This window comes from Mesorhizobium silamurunense (assembly GCF_014843905.1).
GTDB lineage: Bacteria > Pseudomonadota > Alphaproteobacteria > Rhizobiales > Rhizobiaceae > Mesorhizobium > Mesorhizobium silamurunense.
Genome location: NZ_LPVS01000050.1, coordinates 21,434 through 37,162, shown reverse-complemented (window position 1 = coordinate 37,162; position 15,729 = coordinate 21,434). Strand labels below are relative to the sequence as shown.

The following is a 15,729-nucleotide window of genomic DNA, read 5'->3' as shown; positions in this document are numbered from 1 at the left end:
CCCCTCTGAAGCCATTTCACTGGCCCGGCCGGAGAAAATCAAGCGCAATCGGTGAATTGGGCGGCGGTGGCGGCCGCTCCATGCAAATTGCCTAAGATTAGGGCAGCGGGAACGATGCTGGGTCAGATCCTGCCCGGTGACCGGGCAGCAAACGGCAGTCAGAACGCGCGGAAGGTGACGATGGTGAAGGTGTCCTTGATTCCGGGCAGGATCTGCACCTTCTCATTGACGAAGTGGCCGATATCTTCCTCATCGTCGAGATAGAACTTGGCAAGCAGGTCGTAATTGCCGGCGGTCGAGTAGATCTCGGAGGCGATCTCTGCATCGGCGAGCGCGCTGGCGACCTCATAGGCTTTGCCCAGATCGCACTTTATCTGCACGAAAAATGCCTTCATTGCCGGTCCTGCCAGTCTTGCGCGAATGAGCGGCCCTTGTGGCAGACTGCCGCCCGGCTTTCAAGCATCAGGCGGCGCGCGCCTTGGCGACCGCTTGCCGCAATTCGGCGGCTGGCATGCCGCGCCGGTAACGGCTGCCGCCGATCACCAATGCCGGCGCGCCCCTCAGCCAGGCATGGGTATGGCATGGAGGGCCAAGAATCTTCCGCCGGCGATGAAACCGCGGCGCGTCGACGCGCGTATGTTAGATTGCGTTCGCAAAGCGAATTCCGGGGAGGCAGGCCATGCGTCGCTTATTGTTCGCATTAGCTCTCGTTCCAGTGCTCGTGGCTTCGATCGCCTTTGCCGGCGACGCCGAGGTCAAAGCGGCGCAAACGGTCATCGACAGCCAGCTGAAAGCCTTCCTCGCCGATGACGGCGCCACCGCCTACAGCTTCGCCGCGCCGAACGTGAAGCGGATCTTCCCGACCGTCGACACCTTCATGAACATGGTGACCAACGGCTATGCGCCGGTGCGCAGGCCGCAGAGCTACTCTTTCGGGAAGGTCGAGCAGACCGGACCGGGCTCGATCATCCAGCAGGTGCTGATCGTCGGGCCCGACGGCAAGGACTATGAGGCGGTCTATACGCTGGAGCAGCAGCCGGACGGCAGCTTCAAGATCACCGGCTGCAGCCTACGGGCGGCGAACTCAGTCAGCACCTAGAATACTCAAATAGAATCGCCGCCTCAAAAATGATAATTCAGGCTGTAGAAATCCGTCTCAAACGAAGTAGCAGACGATGCCTGAGATCGAAGCGCCTGCGTCAATCCCATTCAAAATTCGCACAACCTTTCCGGCACAACCTTTCCGGGTCGAATTTCAGGAATCAAGGAATGGACCCCCGAGGAGATCAAGCTCATCATCACGTCCTACCAGGAACGCTATTCCGAAGAATGGCAGTCCTATCTTGATGCCGAGGACAAAAATGGGTTCATTTCCAGTGAGATGAGTGATCGCATTTGTTCATTCATTGAGGAATTGTTTCCCGGCTTACATCGAAAGCACTATCGCGCTGGCGCAGTTGATTTTCGATTTGCGAACGAACGCACTTTTCACTTTTCCATGTGGCAACCCGAAAACCGACTCTTGCGCAGAGAAAAGCTGTTAGCTCACATAAAGAAACATCGGCAAATTGTTAATGGTTACGTCGAATGGAACGAAGAGCAGGTCATTGTTTTGTTGGAGCATATCAAAAGCAATGATCCTGATCTTTGGGTAGATTATTGCGACTCATACAACAACATCGGCTTCATAGGTCTCGGAATCGTCGGTCGAATTAAGGCGCATATTGCGGCCCTATTCCCTCTTCCGGAGGATTGCAGCAATAAGGGTGCAAGGCGCGGGCTATTGGACGAGGCCAATCGCCGGTACGGCTTTGAAATGCTCAAACCGGCAAACGCCAAGATCCGGGATCAGCTTGAGACCGAGTGGTTCAATCAGCGGCGCGGGTGGATGACTTTTGAAGAATGGCGCCAGCAGGTAAAGTTGCGCACCAAAAACAGTTCAGACAAACGCGATTAGGACCGGGCCGTGGCCGGAATATCGCCCCTCGCCCAGCCTTCCGAAATCTCGGCAACGCGCGTCTCGAAGGCTTTTGCCTCGATCGCTGCGCGGATGTCCTGCATCAGCTTCTGATAGTAGGACAGGTTGTTCCAGGTGAGCAGCATTGCGCCGAGCGATTCCTGTGAGCGCACGAGATGATGCAGATAGGCGCGCGAATAGTCGCGCGCGGCGGGGCAATCGCTTTCCTCGTCCAGCGGACGCGGATCGTCGGCATGGCGGGCATTGCGCAGGTTGATCTTGCCGCGGCGCGTATAGGCAAGCCCATGGCGGCCGGCGCGCGTCGGCATCACGCAATCGAACATGTCGATGCCGCGCGCCACCGACTTCAATATGTCGTCCGGCGTGCCGACGCCCATCAGATAGCGCGGCCTGTCGGCCGGCAGTTCCGGGCAGGTTATGTCCAGCATCTCCAGCATAACCGCCTGAGGCTCGCCCACCGCCAGCCCGCCGACCGCGTAACCCTTCAGGTCCATCGCCTTCAGCGCCTGCGCCGAGCGCACGCGCATGACCGCACTGTCGCCGCCCTGGACGATGCCGAACATCGCCTTGCCCGGCTGGTCGCTGAACGCGGTCTTGCAGCGCTCGGCCCAGCGCAGCGACAGTTCCATCGCGCGCTCGATTTCCGTCGGCTTGGCCGGCAACGCGGTGCATTCGTCAAGCTGCATCTGAATATCGGAATCGAGCAGCCCCTGGATCTCGATCGACCGCTCCGGGGACATCTCGTAGGGCGCGCCGTCGATATGCGAGCGAAAGGTGACGCCCTTCTCGGTCAGCTTCCTGAGCTTCGACAGCGACATGACCTGGAAGCCGCCGCTATCGGTCAGGATCGGGTGCGGCCAGCGCGCGAACTCATGCAGGCCGCCGAGCTTCGCCACGCGCTCGGCGCCTGGCCTGAGCATCAGGTGATAGGTGTTGCCGAGGATGATGTCGGAGCCGACGCCGCGCACCTGGTCCATATACATGGCCTTGACGGTGCCGCCGGTGCCGACCGGCATGAAGGCCGGCGTGCGGATCTCGCCGCGCGGCATGCTGATTACGCCGCGCCGCGCCTTGCCGTCGGTGGCGAGCAGCTTGAAGGAGAAAACGTTAGTCATTGAGTTCCTTTTCGGGCGTCTCCGCTCGGAAAAGCAGGCTGGAGTCTCCGTAGGAGTAGAACCTGTAGCGGCTCTCGATGGCATGCGCATAGGCCGAACGCATCGTCTCCAGCCCGCTGAAGGCCGAGACCAGCATGAACAGCGTCGAGCGCGGCAGATGGAAATTGGTCATCAACATGTCGGCCGTCCGGAAACGGTAGCCGGGCGTGATGAATATATCGGTCGGTCCGGACCAGGCCTCGATCCTGCCGTCTTCCAGCGCAGCGCTCTCCAGGAGGCGCAGCGACGTCGTGCCGACGGCGACGATCCGCCCTCCCCGCGCCTTTGCGGCGTTGAGCGCAGCCGCCGTCTCAGGACTTACCGAGCCTATTTCCGCATGCATCTTGTGGTCGGAAGTATCGTCGGCCTTCACCGGCAGGAAGGTGCCGGCCCCGACATGGAGCGTGACGAAGCGGCGCTCGATACCCTTGGCGTCGAGCGCTGCGAACAGCTCCGGCGTGAAATGCAACCCCGCGGTAGGGGCGGCGACAGCGCCCTCTTCCCTGGCATAGATGGTCTGGTAGTCGCTGCGGTCGCGCTCGTCATCGTCGCGCTTCGAGGCGATGTAGGGCGGCAACGGAATGTGACCGACGGCGTGCATTGCCTCGTCGAGGAACGGGCCGGAGAGGTCGAATCCGAGCAGCGCCTCGCCCGCTTCGCCCTTTTCGATCACTGTCGCATCGAGCTGGCCGAGGAAACAGGAATTCTGGTCATGGCCGAAATGGATGCGGTCGCCGACAGCGATGCGTTTGCCCGGCCGCATGAAAGCCTTCCAGCGATCCGGCGTCACCCGCATGTGCAGCGTGGCCTCGACCTGTGCCATCGCCTCGCCGCGCCTGCGGATTCCTTTTAGCTGCGCCGGAATGACCTTGGTGTCGTTGAACACCAGCACATCGCCGTCCTTAAGCAGCGACGGCAGATCGCGCACCGTTCGATCATCGAGACCTTGGCCGGGCCTGACGAGCAGCATCCTGGCGCTGTCGCGCGGCTCCGCCGGGCGCAGCGCGATGCGCTCCTCCGGCAGATCGAAGTCGAACAGACCGACGCGCATCAGAACAGCCGGATGAGCAGCGCTCCGGCGAGCAGCAACACGGCCCCGGCAACGCGGCCAAGCGAAATCTCGCGCACCGCGACGCCGAGGAAGCCGGCGCGATCGACGAGCATGCCGGCGATCAGCTGGCCGGCGACCAGGAAGGCCATCAGCGCGGCGGCGCCGATGCGCGGCGTAAGGATGGTGGAGAGCGTGACATAGAAGCCGCCGAGCACGCCGCCGGCAACGAACAGCCACGGCGCCGGCGCCTTCCAGTCCAGCGAGATGCCCTGCAGCTTCACCACGGCGACCGCGATGATGCCGAGCACGACGGCACCCGACAGGAACGAAAAGGCGGCGGCCGCGACCGGAAGGCCGAGGCCGCGCGCCAATTGCGAGTTGATCGGCGCCTGGATGGCGATGAAGGCGCCGGACAGGATGCCAAGCAGGGACCAGACTGCGCCCATCATCGTTATGCCTTACTTGACGTCGGCCGCGACCTTCAGCGACACGATCTTGTCGGGATCCTGCACCGGCTCGCCGCGCTTGATCTTGTCGACATTCTCCATGCCTTCGATGACCTGGCCCCAGACCGTGTACTGGCGGTTGAGGAAGGAAGCGTCGTCGAAGCAGATGAAGAACTGCGAGTTGGCCGAGTTCGGGTTCTGCGCGCGGGCCATCGAGCAGGTGCCGCGGCCGTGATTGGCGTTGGAGAATTCGGCCTTCAGGTCGGGCTTGTCCGAGCCGCCCATGCCCGCGCGGGATGGCGCGAAGGTCGGCTTGCTCGAATTGCCGAACTTGACGTCGCCGGTCTGCGCCATGAAGCCGTCGATGACGCGATGGAACACCACGCCGTCATAGGCGCCCTCGCGCGCCAGTTCCTTGATGCGGGCGACGTGGCCGGGCGCCAGGTCGGGATACATCTCGATGACGACCGGGCCCTTGGTCGTTTCCATGATGAGCGCGTTCTCGCGATCCTTGATCTCAGCCATGTCAGAAAATCCTTTTGAAAATTGCGGGAAGTTATTTGCCGTCGGCGGCGATGCGGACCTTGATCATGCGGTCCGGGTCGGTGACGGTGCCGTTGTCCGCCTCATCGCCCTTCTTGATCTTGTCGATAAGGTCCATGCCGCTCTCGACCTTGCCGACGATGGTGTACTGGCCGTCGAGGTTCGGCGCCGGCGCGAACATGATGAAGAACTGTGAATTGGCCGAATTCGGGTCCTGCGAGCGGGCCATGCCGACGACACCGCGGGTGAATTGCTCGGTCTGCGAGAACTCGGCCGGCAGGTCGGGAAGATCGGAACCGCCGGTGCCGACGGCTTCGGGATTGAAACCCTTCTTCATGTTGCCGAACTTCACGTCGCCGGTCTGCGCCATGAAGCCGTCGATCACGCGATGGAAGGCGACATTGTCATAGGCGCCCTCGCGCACCAGCTTCTTGATCTGCGCGACGTGCTTGGGCGCGAGATCGGGACGCAGAGCGATGGTCACGTCGCCGTCCTTCAGCGTGATGATCATCGTGTTTTCCTTGTCGGCGGCGAAGGCAGGGAAGGACGCCGCCAAAAGGCCGGCAAGCACGACAAGGAACGAAGCGAGCTTTTTCAGCTGCATTGGGATCTCCGAAAAGATTACTTTGCGAATTTGGCGGTGAGCGCGCCGGCAACCGCCGCCGGCACGAATGGGCGGATGTCACCGCCCATCGACGCAATCTGGCGCACGAGTGTGGCGGTAATGGTGCGCACGGAAGGGCTGGCGGGCAGGAAAACCGTCTGCAGCTCCGGCGCCATGGTTTCGTTCATGCCGGCCATCTGCATCTCGTAGTCGAGATCGGTGCCGTCGCGCAGGCCGCGGATGATGATCGATGCGCCATGCTTCCTGGCGGCGTCGATGACGAGGCCATCGAACGAGACGACCTTGATGCGGCCGCTGTCGCTGCCGAACTCGGCCCTGGTCGCGGTCTCGATCAGCTTGACGCGTTCCTCGAAGGAAAACAGCGGCGTCTTGCCGGGGTGGATGCCGATCGCCGCGTAGACCGTATCGGCCACGGCAAGCGAGGCCTTCAAGACATCGAGATGGCCGTTGGTCAGCGGATCGAAGGAGCCGGCATAAAGGGCGGTGCGTTCAGTCATGGCAGGCTTCTAGCGAGCCTCTCAAACAAAGGCAAATCCCATTGATGTGCCCGCTCGTGAACCTTTTCACGGACATGAACGACAGATGAATGCGACAATCACGAATGCTTCACGCAGCGTTCACTAGGTTGCCGCTTCAGGAGATGAAACCAAAGCACCATCTTTATCGTTGTGAGCGCAGGAGAACACGCAAATGCTGATCTACATGCTTGCCACTGCAATGACCATCGTGATGCTGATCGCCACCGCATTCGGGTTGCATCAGGAAGCAGCGCGGGTGCGCGTCAAGGCCAACACCAAGCGCCTCGATGGCTTCGTCGCCCGCAACGTTTACCGTCGCTTCTGATTTCCAGCCATGATCGCACCGGCCCAGAGGGCCGATGGCGCGTAGCCAAAGCCTATTCGGGGTTTCCCTCGCCCGCATCTTCTGCGGAGCCAGCTTCACCCGAAGGCGCTTCTTCGGCTTCCTCGTCCGACTGCGGCTCCGAAATCCGCTCGACCGACACCACTTTCTCACCTTCGGCCGTGTTGAAGATGGTCACGCCCTTGGTGGCGCGGCTGGCGAAACGAATGCCTTCCACCGGCACACGGATGACAGTGCCGCCGTCCGAAACCAGCATGATCTGATCGTCATTGCCGACCGGGAAGGTCGCGACGAGCCGCCCGATCTCGGCCACCTTCGAGACATCGGTGGCGCGGATGCCCTTGCCGCCGCGGCCCGTCAGGCGGAAATCATAGGACGACGAACGCTTGCCGTAGCCATATTCGGTCACCGTCAGCACAAGCTGCTCATGCATCTTGAGGAATTCGTAGCGCTCGTCGGAAAGTTCCGCCTCCTCACCGATCTCCTCATTGGTCAGCGCGATTTCTTCCTCCTCGCCGGCCGTCCCGACGGCAAGGCGGCGCTCGGCCGCCGCACGCTTCAGGTAAGCGGCGCGTTCGGCAGGCGAAGCATCGACATGCTCGATGATAGACATCGAGATCACACGGTCCGTCTCGGCCATGGCGATGCCGCGCACGCCGACGGAGTTGCGGCTCTGGAAGACGCGCACGTCGGAGACCGGGAAGCGGATGCACTGGCCGGAATTCGCCGTCAGAAGCACGTCGTCATTGTCGGTGCAGGTCTCGACGCCGAGGATCTCGTCGCCCTCTTCCTCCAGCTTCATCGCGATCTTGCCGTTGCGGTTGACCTGGACGAAGTCGGACAGCTTGTTGCGCCGCACCGTGCCGCGCGTGGTGGCGAACATCACGTCGAGCTCGCCCCAGCTCGTCTCGTCCTCGGGCAGCGGCATGATGGTGGTGATGCGTTCGCCCTGCTCGAGCGGCAGCATGTTGATCAGCGCCTTGCCGCGCGACTGCGGGTTGCCGACCGGGAGGCGCCAGACCTTTTCCTTGTAGACGATGCCGCGCGAAGAGAAGAACAGCACGGGCGTGTGCGTGTTGGCGACGAACAGCCGGGTGACGAAATCCTCTTCCTTGGTCGACATGCCGGAGCGGCCCTTGCCGCCGCGGCGCTGCGCCCGGTAGAGCGAGAGCGGCACGCGCTTGATGTAGCCAGAATGGCTCACCGTCACGACCATGTCCTCGCGCTGGATCAGGTCCTCGTCTTCCATGTCCGCCCCGCCTTCGGCGAGCTCGGTGCGGCGCGGCGTGCCGAACTCGTCGCGCACCGCGATCAGCTCGTCCTTGACGATCTGCTGGATGCGCGCGCGGGAAGACAAAATGTCAAGGTAATCAACGATTTCGGCGCCGATCTTGTTCAATTCGTCGGCGATCTCGTCGCGGCCGAGCGCGGTCAGACGCTGCAGGCGCAGATCGAGGATGGCGCGTGCCTGCTCTTCGGAGAGATTGTAGGTGCCGTCCTCGTTGATGCGGTGGCGCGGATCATCGATCAGCTGGATGAGCGGAGCGACGTCGTGGGATGGCCAGCGCCGTTCCATCAACTGCTCGCGCGCCGTCTGCGGGTCGGGCGCGGTGCGGATCAGCTTGATCACCTCGTCGATGTTGGCGACCGCGATGGCAAGACCGACCAACACATGAGCCCTCTCACGAGCCTTCCGCAAAAGGTACTTCGTGCGCCGGCTGATCACCTCCTCGCGGAAGCCGACGAAAGCCTTCAGCATGTCGATCAGCGTCAGCACTTCCGGCTTGCCGCCGTTCAGCGCCACCATGTTGGCGCCGAACGAGGTCTGCAGCGGCGTGAAACGGTAAAGCTGGTTCAGGATGACGTCGGCGACCGCCTCGCGCTTCAGTTCGATGACGACGCGGTAGCCCTGGCGATCGCTCTCGTCGCGGATGTCGGAGATGCCCTCGATGCGCTTGTCGCGCACCAGTTCGGCCATCTTCTCGATCATCGACGCCTTGTTCACCTGGTAGGGAATCTCGGTGACGATGATCGATTCACGATCGTTGCCGCGCGCCTCGATATTGACGCGGCCGCGCATAACGATCGAGCCGCGGCCCGTCGAATAGGCGTTGTAGATGCCGGAGCGGCCGAGCGCGATGCCGCCGGTCGGGAAATCCGGACCGGGCACGATTTCCATCAGCGACGGCAGATCGATTGCCGGATTGTCGATGATGGCGATGGCGCCGTTGCAGACCTCGGCCAGATTGTGCGGAGGGATGTTGGTTGCCATGCCGACGGCGATGCCGCCGGAGCCGTTGACGAGAAGATTGGGGAAGCGCGCCGGCAGGACCTTCGGCTCACTGCCTGACGCATCGTAAGTGTCCTGGAAATCGACGGTTTCCTTGTCGATATCCTCCAGCAATTCATGCGCGACCTTGGTCAGCCGGGACTCGGTGTAGCGCATCGCCGCCGGCGGATCGCCGTCGATCGAACCAAAATTGCCTTGACCGTCGATCAGCGGCACGCGCAGCGACCAGTCCTGCGCCATGCGAACCAGCGCGTCGTAGATCGAGGCGTCGCCATGCGGATGGTATTTACCCATCACGTCGGCGACCGGGCGCGCCGACTTCACATATTTGCGGTTCCAGTGGTAGCCGCTCTCATGCGAGGCGTAGAGGATGCGGCGATGCACTGGCTTCAAGCCGTCGCGCACGTCGGGCAGCGCGCGGCTGACGATCACGCTCATGGCGTAATCGAGATAGGAGCGCTGCATCTCCTCGATGATCGAAATCGGCTCGATGCCGGTGGGGCCGCCCTCCGGCCCGCGCGGTGTCTTCTGGTCGGTCAAATCAGGTCACAATCCAGTCAGGAATCACTCGCCGCTTATATAGGAAGCCGGGCTGAAACTCCAATGGCGGCGACACTTTTCCAGAGACAATTTTGATGGCAATTTCAAATGGATATCGCTGATTGCGACGATATGGCCAAGCTGCATTTCGCGCTTGCTGGGCAAGGTCGGCGATATCGAACCGCTTTGGCTAACGTCCGCGTCCGCCCGCCCGTTTGGCGCGATAGGCGCCGGGAGCCTCGCCCATCTTGCGCCGGAACCGGCGGTTGAAGGTCGACAGATCGTTGAAGCCGGCGTCGAAAGCGATTGTCGAGATCGCCTCGTCCGACGCGCGCAGCCGCACCGCGGCGCGGTGCAGCCTGGTCCTCAACAGGAATTGGTATGGCGTCATACCGGCGACCTGCCGGAACGTGCGCAGGAAATGATAGGGGCTGGTCGCAGTGCCGTCGGCGAGTTCGGCCAGCGATAGCGGCCGCCCGGCATTGAGCTCGATCAGGCGCACCGCTTCGGCAACGCGTTTCTGGTCGCGCCGGCTGGGTGCCCGGGCAATCTCGGACGTATCCGCCGCAGCCCCGACAACCGCGCCGGCAATGCGCAGCCCAAGTTCCTCGAATGCCTCGCTGTCGGCCGTTTCCCGCGCGGCCTCCGCTTGCGCCAGCAACGGCGCCAGCGCCGGCAAGGGCGTCAGGCGCGGACCGGCGAAGCCAAGCCGCTTCGCGCCCGGCACATCCGCGACCAGGCGCTCCATGTAGGCGGGAGAAAAATGGAAGGAGAGGCAGCGATCGCCGGCGCCATGCTCGTGGCCGCATTCGTAGCAGGCGCCGGGATTGCCGAGCAGGATGGCGCCGGGAGCAAGCACCGCCATGCCCTGGCCCGTCCGGTAGCGGAACGTGCCCCTGGTCACGGCGGCGACGCAGAAGCTGCGGTGCTGTTCCTCGAACGGCTTGTCGCCGGCGCCGGCGGTGCAGATCACGTCGGATACCTGCCAACCTCGACCCGACGCAAGGTTTTTCGCGGTCGTCGTCATCACATGGAAGATAGCAATTTTTCCCAAGCGCAGAACCCCGCCATGCGCCTATTGCTCGGCCTCTCCTGACAAACGAGGCAGCAGCCATGACCGACCCCTTTGCCGAAGCCCTGCACAGCGACGGCCCCAACCCGGATCTCGCCGAAAAGCTGAAACTCTACGGCCGCTTCATCGGCGCCTGGACGTTCGACGCCACGCGCACTTTAGAGGACGGCACCAAACTAACCGGACGCGGCGAGGTGCATTTCGGCTGGGTCCTGGAAGGCAAGGCCGTCCAGGACGTCTGGATCCTGCCCGCGCGCGATGCCGGTCCCTCGCCATCGCTCGGGCCATGGACCTTCTACGGCACGACGCTGCGCGTCTACGATCCCGGCGTGGACGCCTGGCACATCTTCTGGAACGATCCCCGTAACCAGTATTACAGCCGGCAGCTCGGCCGCGCCGAAGACGACATGATAGTGCAGCAAGGCGCCGACGACACCGGCTCCTCGGTGCGCTGGAGCTTTTCGCGCATCACCGAAAGCTCGTTCCGCTGGCTGGGCGAACGTTCGCATGACGGCGGCGCAACTTGGCGCATCGAGGTCGAGTTCCTCGCCCGTCGCGCGACTCCAGCCTGAGCAGTCAACCACCTGTAATCATGGAGAAAACCATGCTCGACCATATCTCGATCGGCGTCCGCGACGCCAACGCCTCGAAACGCTTCTACGACGCCGCCCTGCAGCCGCTCGGCTATTCCTGCCTCAGCCAGTCGCCTGGCTCGCTCGGCTACGGCGCGAAAACGGTGGAGCTCTGGGTCAACGAGGCCGGCCGCCCGGTGCCGGCCGACAAAGACTCCGGCCTGCATTTCTGCTTCGCCGCGCCGACGCGCGCCGGCGTCGATGCATTTCATGCGGCGGCGTTGCGCGAGGGCGGCCAGGACAATGGCCCGCCCGGCCTGCGCGCCGCCTACGGCGACAACTACTATGCGGCGTTCGTCATCGACCCGGACGGGTATCGCATGGAAGCCTGTTGCAGCAAAGCCCAATAGCCGGCTGATTTCCCCTTCCGCCTGTTCCCACCGCTCCGGCTTTGCTCTACCAATTGCGGGGCTTGGGCGTCGCCCGGCGGGAGGGGACCAGCGATGCCGAGCTTCGACAGCCTGTTCAACGCCTTCGTCACCATCCTGGTGACCATCGACCCGCCCGGGCTGGCGCCGCTCTTTCTCGCCGTCACGCGAGGCATGAACCGCGATGAGCGCCAGCAGGTCTCGGTGCGCGCTTCGGTGATCGGCTTCCTGGTGATGGCGCTGTTCGCCGTCGCCGGCGCCTCGATCCTGTCGGTGTTCGGCATCACGCTGCCGGCCTTTCGTGTGGCCGGCGGCTTCCTGCTTTTCTTCATCGCCTTCGAAATGGTGTTCGAGCGGCGTCAGGACCGCAAGGAGAAGATCGGCGACGTCGCCATCACCAAGGACATGATCCACAACATCGCCGCCTTCCCGCTGGCGATCCCGCTGATCGCCGGCCCGGGCGCGATCTCGGCGACCGTGCTGCTGTCGGGACATTTCGAGGGTTTTGGCGCTCAAGCCGCGCTGGTCGGCATCATCGCGATCTGCCTTGTCCTCACCTATCTGGTGTTCGTGCTGGCCGAGCGCATCGATCGCATCCTCGGCCAGACCGGCCGCTCGATCCTGACGAGGCTGCTCGGCGTCATCCTTGCGGCGTTGGCGGTGCAGTTCGTGGCGGACGGCGTCAGGGCGCTGATGGCGGCCTGAGCAATATCCCTACTGGCTGCTGCCTACTGCCTACTGCCTATTTCTGCACCGTATCGACCACCTCGAAATCATGCGTGACCGTCGCCGTCTTGGCCATCATCGCGGTGGCCGAGCAGTATTTCTCGATCGACAGATCGATCGCACGTTTCACCTTGTCTCGCGACAGGGCTCGGCCCTTGACGATGAAATGCATGTGGATGCGGGTGAAGACGCGCGGCTCGGTCTCGGCGCGATCGGCGTCGAGCTCGACCACGCAGTCCTCGACCGCTTCGCGGCCCTTCTCGAGGATATGGACGACATCATAGGCCGAGCAGCCGCCAGTGCCGATCAGCACCAGTTCCATCGGGCTTGGCCCCGGCGTCCTGCCTTCCGGCCCATGCGCCGTGCCCAGCACGACCTTGTGACCGCTGCCGGACTCGCCGACAAAGGTGCGTTCCTCGACCCATTTGACGCGTGCTTTCACGATGACCTCCTTGCAATACCGCCCTATTGACCGAACACGACTGCGTGCATGATGCGGCCAGGCAGCAGCGTGAAGATACCGGCGCCGACCAGGGCGAAAACATAGAGTTTCATCATGACGCTGCGATGCGCGGCCACCTTATGGGCGTGCGCATACCACACCGCCAGCGGCGCCGTCACCAGCACCAGGATCGACAGGAGATGGATCGGGCTGAACGGCCCGATCAGGCGGATTTGCTGAATCCAGAAGCTAGAGACGGCGATGACCGGCATCAGCGCCGCCCAAACATAGCCCATCACGCGATGGCGGATCGTTCCTTTCGGCAGCGCCAATTGAGCGCCGCCGACGGCGAGCGCTGCAATGGCTGCGAAAGCGTGCCACGGAATGGGAGGCGGCGCCGACAGAAGCGGTCCAGCGACATCGCCTCTCCTCAAACGATCATCGCGACCTTTATGCTCAGAACGGAATCTCGTCGTCCAGCTCGCGCGACGAACCGCCGCCACCGCCCTTGGAACCGCCGCCGCCGCCACGGCTAAAACCTTCGTTCGGGCCGGACTGGCCGAAATCGGAACCACGGCTGTTGCCGCCACCGGCATAGTTGCCGACCTGGCCGCCACCCTCACCGCGCGCATCGAGCATCTGCAGCTCGCCGCGGAATTTCTGCAGCACGATCTCGGTCGTGTAGCGGTCGTTGCCGGTCTGGTCCTGCCATTTGCGCGTCTGCAACTGGCCCTCGACATAGACCTTCATGCCCTTCTTCAAATACTGCTCGGCCACCTTGGCGAGCTGATCGTTGAAGATGACGACGTTATGCCACTCGGTCTTTTCCTTGCGCTCACCGGAATTCTTGTCGCGCCAGCTTTCCGAAGTGGCGACGCGGATGTTGACGACCGGATCGCCCGAATTCAGGCGGCGGATTTCAGGGTCCGCGCCGAGGTTGCCGACCAGAATGACCTTGTTGACGCTACCCGCCATGATACTTCTCCGCGCTCATCCGAAACAAAATCTATGTTGCCGCACCTTACAGCCTGTGAGTCTCCGCCGCCCGCAAAGGCTGGCTTTTCCCACAAGGTTTTTGTTCTCTTTTCGTTCTAGTTCCAGCCACCGCCTCTGTCAAGGAATGTCAGCAAAGGCATGGCCAGGCCACCGTATCTCGATATGGCGATCAAATAGCGGCTTGCCAAATCGATAAGTATCGACTTATGCTTTTACCATGATCGAGACAGAGATTTTCCGGGCCTTGGCCGATCCTACCCGCCGCGCCGTCTATGAGCGGTTGGCAGCCGGCGAGAGGACGGTGTCCGAGTTGCGCGCCGGTATGAGCGTATCGCAGCCCGCGGTCTCGCAGCACCTGGCCGTGCTGCGCGGCGCCGGCCTCGTGGTCGAGCGGCGCGCCGGCCGCAACGCCTATTATCGCGCCGACCCGCAAGGGCTCGATCCCCTGCTCGGCTGGATCGAACGCTACCGCGCCTTCTGGCCGGAGCGCATCGAGAGGTTGAAGGCGGTTCTGAAGGAAATGGACCAATGACGGCTACAAAACACCCGACAGCGACCGATGCGCCGCTCAGCTTCGAATGCGAGCTTGCCGACCCGCCGGAAAAGGTGTGGCGGGCGCTGACCGAGCCGGAGCTGCTCGCCGCCTGGATGATGCCGAACGACATCAGGCCAGAGACCGGTAAGCGCTTCGCCTTTGCCGGACCAGGCTCAGCAATCGACTGCGAAGTGCTCGACGCCGAGCCCGGCAAGCTGCTGCGCTATTCCTGGCGCGAGCGGCCAAGTGCCGAAGATGCCGACCATCTGCCGGCATTCGATAGCATCGTCACCTTTACACTTGCGCGTACGGTCTCCGGCGGCACGCATCTCAGCATCGTCCATGACGGCTTCGTGCCGGTGGCGCAGCCTGTCCTCGCCGTTGCCGGTGCCGGCTGCGGCCTTTCGCTCGACGCGCGCAAGAACGCAACCGCCGCCAATGCGCCATGCATGATGCTGCGCGCGGCCTGATCAACCGAGGAGACTTGGCTACGAGCGCCTTTGCCAATCTGGTGCCGATGGTGATCGAGCAGTCGAGCCGCGGCGAACGCGCCTTCGACATTTTCTCGCGGCTGCTGCGCGAGCGCATCGTCTTCATCAACGGCGAGATCAATGACGGCATGTCGGCGCTGGTCTGCGCACAGTTGCTGTCGCTGGAATCGGACCATCCCGACAAGGAGATATCGATCTACATCAACTCGCCGGGCGGCGTGGTGACCAGCGGCTTCGCCATCTACGACACGATGCAGTACATCTCCTGCCCGGTGTCGACGGTATGCATGGGCTTTGCGGCCTCGATGGCCTCTTTCCTTTTGATGGCCGGCTCGCCCGGCCGGCGCATCGCTCTGCCCAACACCAGGATCGTCCTGCATCAGCCGCTCGGCGGCTTCCAGGGCCAGGCCTCCGACATCCAGCGCCATGCCGAAGACATCCTGCGCACCAAGCGCCATATGACGGAACTCTACGCCAGGCATTGCGGCCGCAGCTACGAAGAGGTCGAGCGCACGCTCGATCGCGACTACTTCATGACCGCCGAGGAGGCCAAGGCCTGGGGCCTCGTCGACCATGTTTACGACACGCGCAAGAAGGCGGCATGACAGCGACCGCGCGGCAATTTGATTGCTGCGCGTCTGGCCTCGCTCCCAGCGCGCCTCTATAGTTGGCGAATGACGACGCACCGGCAATCCAGACATTTGCGCATCGGCCTCGCCGCTCTCGCTGGCGCTCTGATTGGCAGCACATCGGCTTTTGCCGACGACGGCTCGACGCAGAAATTGCCTGGCGTCAGCGGCGATTATCGCATCGCCAAGCCTGCGCCACAGCCGGAACCGGACGACGCGCTGCCCGCCGGCAGCAACGGCACGTTCAAGATCGGCGATACCGATGTCAGGATTTCCGGCAGCATAACCATCGACATGGCAACGGGCGGCATCAGGCCACCCAACCACTGATGGCGAACCGGCAGGTTTAG

General features: G+C 62.9%; 22 protein-coding genes. 10 read left to right on the top strand and 12 right to left on the bottom strand.

The genetic code is table 11. The features are described 5' to 3' along the window. Window positions 1-158: 158 nt before the first annotated feature. Window positions 159-395, bottom strand: coding sequence for an Lrp/AsnC ligand binding domain-containing protein (locus AU465_RS13725; RefSeq protein WP_192248039.1), 237 nt, complete (start codon window positions 393-395; stop codon window positions 159-161). 284 nt (window positions 396-679) lie between these two features. On the opposite strand from AU465_RS13725, the gene AU465_RS13720 reads away from it, so the two are divergent. Together AU465_RS13720 and AU465_RS13715 are read left to right on the top strand one after the other, a co-directional pair. Next, entirely contained in the window at window positions 680-1,099 is a 420-nt protein-coding gene (locus AU465_RS13720; protein WP_192248035.1) for a DUF4864 domain-containing protein, read from the top strand. 282 nt (window positions 1,100-1,381) lie between these two features. Then, window positions 1,382-1,957 (top strand): hypothetical protein, encoded by a 576-nt coding sequence (locus tag AU465_RS13715; protein WP_192248032.1) that lies wholly within the window; start codon window positions 1,382-1,384, stop codon window positions 1,955-1,957. Here AU465_RS13715 and tgt read toward each other — a convergent pair. From tgt to coaD, 6 genes are all read right to left on the bottom strand, one after another. Next, window positions 1,954-3,093 carry a tRNA guanosine(34) transglycosylase Tgt gene (tgt, locus tag AU465_RS13710; protein WP_192248029.1) on the bottom strand — a complete coding sequence of 380 codons (1,140 nt, stop codon included), beginning with the start codon at window positions 3,091-3,093 and terminating at the stop codon, window positions 1,954-1,956. The genes AU465_RS13715 and tgt overlap by 4 nt on opposite strands. Continuing rightward, window positions 3,086-4,183, bottom strand: a complete 1,098-nt coding sequence (gene queA / locus AU465_RS13705) for a tRNA preQ1(34) S-adenosylmethionine ribosyltransferase-isomerase QueA (protein ID WP_192248026.1) — start codon at window positions 4,181-4,183, stop codon at window positions 3,086-3,088. Before queA ends, tgt begins: the two co-directional genes overlap by 8 nt. After that, complete coding sequence (locus AU465_RS13700; RefSeq protein WP_192248023.1) at window positions 4,183-4,632, bottom strand: DMT family transporter; 450 nt, start codon at window positions 4,630-4,632, stop codon at window positions 4,183-4,185. The genes queA and AU465_RS13700 overlap by 1 nt, the downstream gene beginning before the upstream one ends. A 9-nt stretch (window positions 4,633-4,641) precedes the next feature. Further along, window positions 4,642-5,154, bottom strand: coding sequence for a peptidylprolyl isomerase (locus AU465_RS13695; protein WP_040972289.1), 513 nt, complete (start codon window positions 5,152-5,154; stop codon window positions 4,642-4,644). Between the two features lie 31 nt (window positions 5,155-5,185). After that, window positions 5,186-5,683, bottom strand: a complete 498-nt coding sequence (locus AU465_RS13690; protein ID WP_246506087.1) for a peptidylprolyl isomerase — start codon at window positions 5,681-5,683, stop codon at window positions 5,186-5,188. 110 nt (window positions 5,684-5,793) lie between these two features. Further along, window positions 5,794-6,294 carry a pantetheine-phosphate adenylyltransferase gene (gene coaD / locus AU465_RS13685; RefSeq protein WP_192248017.1) on the bottom strand — a complete coding sequence of 167 codons (501 nt, stop codon included), beginning with the start codon at window positions 6,292-6,294 and terminating at the stop codon, window positions 5,794-5,796. A 193-nt stretch (window positions 6,295-6,487) separates the two neighbouring features. On the opposite strand from coaD, the gene AU465_RS13680 reads away from it, so the two are divergent. Then, the gene (locus AU465_RS13680; protein WP_127301494.1) at window positions 6,488-6,640 is read left to right on the top strand and encodes a hypothetical protein; all 153 of its coding nucleotides are present in this window, start codon (window positions 6,488-6,490) and stop codon (window positions 6,638-6,640) included. 52 nt (window positions 6,641-6,692) lie between these two features. Here AU465_RS13680 and gyrA read toward each other — a convergent pair whose 3' ends face one another. Together gyrA and AU465_RS13670 are read right to left on the bottom strand one after the other, a co-directional pair. Continuing rightward, complete coding sequence (gene gyrA / locus AU465_RS13675) at window positions 6,693-9,488, bottom strand: DNA gyrase subunit A (protein ID WP_192248014.1); 2,796 nt, start codon at window positions 9,486-9,488, stop codon at window positions 6,693-6,695. A gap of 190 nt (window positions 9,489-9,678) precedes the next feature. Continuing rightward, entirely contained in the window at window positions 9,679-10,515 is an 837-nt protein-coding gene (locus AU465_RS13670; RefSeq protein ID WP_192248108.1) for a helix-turn-helix transcriptional regulator, read from the bottom strand. 86 nt (window positions 10,516-10,601) lie between these two features. Here AU465_RS13670 and AU465_RS13665 point away from each other — a divergent pair, with 86 nt between their 5' ends. The 3 genes from AU465_RS13665 to AU465_RS13655 all read left to right on the top strand — a co-directional run bounded on the left by AU465_RS13665 (window position 10,602) and on the right by AU465_RS13655 (window position 12,265). Then, complete coding sequence (locus tag AU465_RS13665) at window positions 10,602-11,132, top strand: hypothetical protein (RefSeq protein WP_192248011.1); 531 nt, start codon at window positions 10,602-10,604, stop codon at window positions 11,130-11,132. Between the two features lie 32 nt (window positions 11,133-11,164). Continuing rightward, window positions 11,165-11,542, top strand: coding sequence for a VOC family protein (locus AU465_RS13660; protein ID WP_192248008.1), 378 nt, complete (start codon window positions 11,165-11,167; stop codon window positions 11,540-11,542). A gap of 93 nt (window positions 11,543-11,635) precedes the next feature. Continuing rightward, window positions 11,636-12,265: a MarC family protein gene (locus AU465_RS13655; protein ID WP_192248005.1), complete on the top strand. Its 630-nt coding sequence runs from the start codon at window positions 11,636-11,638 to the stop codon at window positions 12,263-12,265. Between the two features lie 37 nt (window positions 12,266-12,302). Here the strand turns inward: AU465_RS13655 and AU465_RS13650 are convergent, their stop codons facing one another. Genes AU465_RS13650 through ssb form a run of 3 tightly spaced genes read right to left on the bottom strand, consistent with a single transcriptional unit; the run spans window position 12,303 to window position 13,703 of the window. Continuing rightward, on the bottom strand, window positions 12,303-12,728 hold the full coding sequence (locus AU465_RS13650; RefSeq protein WP_192248002.1) for an OsmC family protein: 426 nt from the start codon (window positions 12,726-12,728) through the stop codon (window positions 12,303-12,305). 23 nt (window positions 12,729-12,751) lie between these two features. Beyond that, entirely contained in the window at window positions 12,752-13,162 is a 411-nt protein-coding gene (locus AU465_RS13645; protein WP_192247999.1) for a DUF2306 domain-containing protein, read from the bottom strand. Window positions 13,163-13,184: 22 nt separating this feature from the next. After that, complete coding sequence (gene ssb, locus AU465_RS13640; protein WP_192247996.1) at window positions 13,185-13,703, bottom strand: single-stranded DNA-binding protein; 519 nt, start codon at window positions 13,701-13,703, stop codon at window positions 13,185-13,187. 238 nt (window positions 13,704-13,941) lie between these two features. Here ssb and AU465_RS13635 point away from each other — a divergent pair, with 238 nt between their 5' ends. The 4 genes from AU465_RS13635 (at window position 13,942) to AU465_RS13620 (ending at window position 15,709) form a co-directional block, all read left to right on the top strand. Then, window positions 13,942-14,256, top strand: coding sequence for an ArsR/SmtB family transcription factor (locus AU465_RS13635; protein WP_192247992.1), 315 nt, complete (start codon window positions 13,942-13,944; stop codon window positions 14,254-14,256). Continuing rightward, a complete protein-coding gene (locus tag AU465_RS13630) occupies window positions 14,253-14,729 on the top strand; it encodes an SRPBCC family protein (RefSeq protein WP_192247989.1) in 477 nt (158 codons plus the stop codon). The genes AU465_RS13635 and AU465_RS13630 overlap by 4 nt, the downstream gene beginning before the upstream one ends. Window positions 14,730-14,743: 14 nt before the next feature. Further along, window positions 14,744-15,355, top strand: coding sequence for an ATP-dependent Clp protease proteolytic subunit (locus AU465_RS13625; RefSeq protein ID WP_281396758.1), 612 nt, complete (start codon window positions 14,744-14,746; stop codon window positions 15,353-15,355). A 69-nt stretch (window positions 15,356-15,424) separates the two neighbouring features. Further along, on the top strand, window positions 15,425-15,709 hold the full coding sequence (locus AU465_RS13620) for a hypothetical protein (protein WP_192247983.1): 285 nt from the start codon (window positions 15,425-15,427) through the stop codon (window positions 15,707-15,709). The last annotated feature ends 20 nt before the right edge of the window (window positions 15,710-15,729 follow it).

Excerpts from the sequence above, each read along its gene's own strand:
- AU465_RS13725 (WP_192248039.1), bottom strand. The coding sequence starts at position 395 with ATGAAGGCATTTTTCGTGCAGATAAAGTGCGATCTGGGCAAAGCCTAT.
- AU465_RS13720 (WP_192248035.1), top strand. The coding sequence starts at position 680 with ATGCGTCGCTTATTGTTCGCATTAGCTCTCGTTCCAGTGCTCGTGGCT.
- AU465_RS13715 (WP_192248032.1), top strand. The coding sequence starts at position 1,382 with ATGAGTGATCGCATTTGTTCATTCATTGAGGAATTGTTTCCCGGCTTA.
- tgt (WP_192248029.1), bottom strand. The coding sequence starts at position 3,093 with ATGACTAACGTTTTCTCCTTCAAGCTGCTCGCCACCGACGGCAAGGCG.
- queA (WP_192248026.1), bottom strand. The coding sequence starts at position 4,183 with ATGCGCGTCGGTCTGTTCGACTTCGATCTGCCGGAGGAGCGCATCGCG.
- AU465_RS13700 (WP_192248023.1), bottom strand. The coding sequence starts at position 4,632 with ATGATGGGCGCAGTCTGGTCCCTGCTTGGCATCCTGTCCGGCGCCTTC.
- AU465_RS13695 (WP_040972289.1), bottom strand. The coding sequence starts at position 5,154 with ATGGCTGAGATCAAGGATCGCGAGAACGCGCTCATCATGGAAACGACC.
- AU465_RS13690 (WP_246506087.1), bottom strand. The coding sequence starts at position 5,683 with ATGATCATCACGCTGAAGGACGGCGACGTGACCATCGCTCTGCGTCCC.
- coaD (WP_192248017.1), bottom strand. The coding sequence starts at position 6,294 with ATGACTGAACGCACCGCCCTTTATGCCGGCTCCTTCGATCCGCTGACC.
- AU465_RS13680 (WP_127301494.1), top strand. The coding sequence starts at position 6,488 with ATGCTGATCTACATGCTTGCCACTGCAATGACCATCGTGATGCTGATC.
- AU465_RS13670 (WP_192248108.1), bottom strand. The coding sequence starts at position 10,515 with ATGACGACGACCGCGAAAAACCTTGCGTCGGGTCGAGGTTGGCAGGTA.
- AU465_RS13665 (WP_192248011.1), top strand. The coding sequence starts at position 10,602 with ATGACCGACCCCTTTGCCGAAGCCCTGCACAGCGACGGCCCCAACCCG.
- AU465_RS13660 (WP_192248008.1), top strand. The coding sequence starts at position 11,165 with ATGCTCGACCATATCTCGATCGGCGTCCGCGACGCCAACGCCTCGAAA.
- AU465_RS13655 (WP_192248005.1), top strand. The coding sequence starts at position 11,636 with ATGCCGAGCTTCGACAGCCTGTTCAACGCCTTCGTCACCATCCTGGTG.
- ssb (WP_192247996.1), bottom strand. The coding sequence starts at position 13,703 with ATGGCGGGTAGCGTCAACAAGGTCATTCTGGTCGGCAACCTCGGCGCG.
- AU465_RS13635 (WP_192247992.1), top strand. The coding sequence starts at position 13,942 with ATGATCGAGACAGAGATTTTCCGGGCCTTGGCCGATCCTACCCGCCGC.
- AU465_RS13630 (WP_192247989.1), top strand. The coding sequence starts at position 14,253 with ATGACGGCTACAAAACACCCGACAGCGACCGATGCGCCGCTCAGCTTC.
- AU465_RS13620 (WP_192247983.1), top strand. The coding sequence starts at position 15,425 with ATGACGACGCACCGGCAATCCAGACATTTGCGCATCGGCCTCGCCGCT.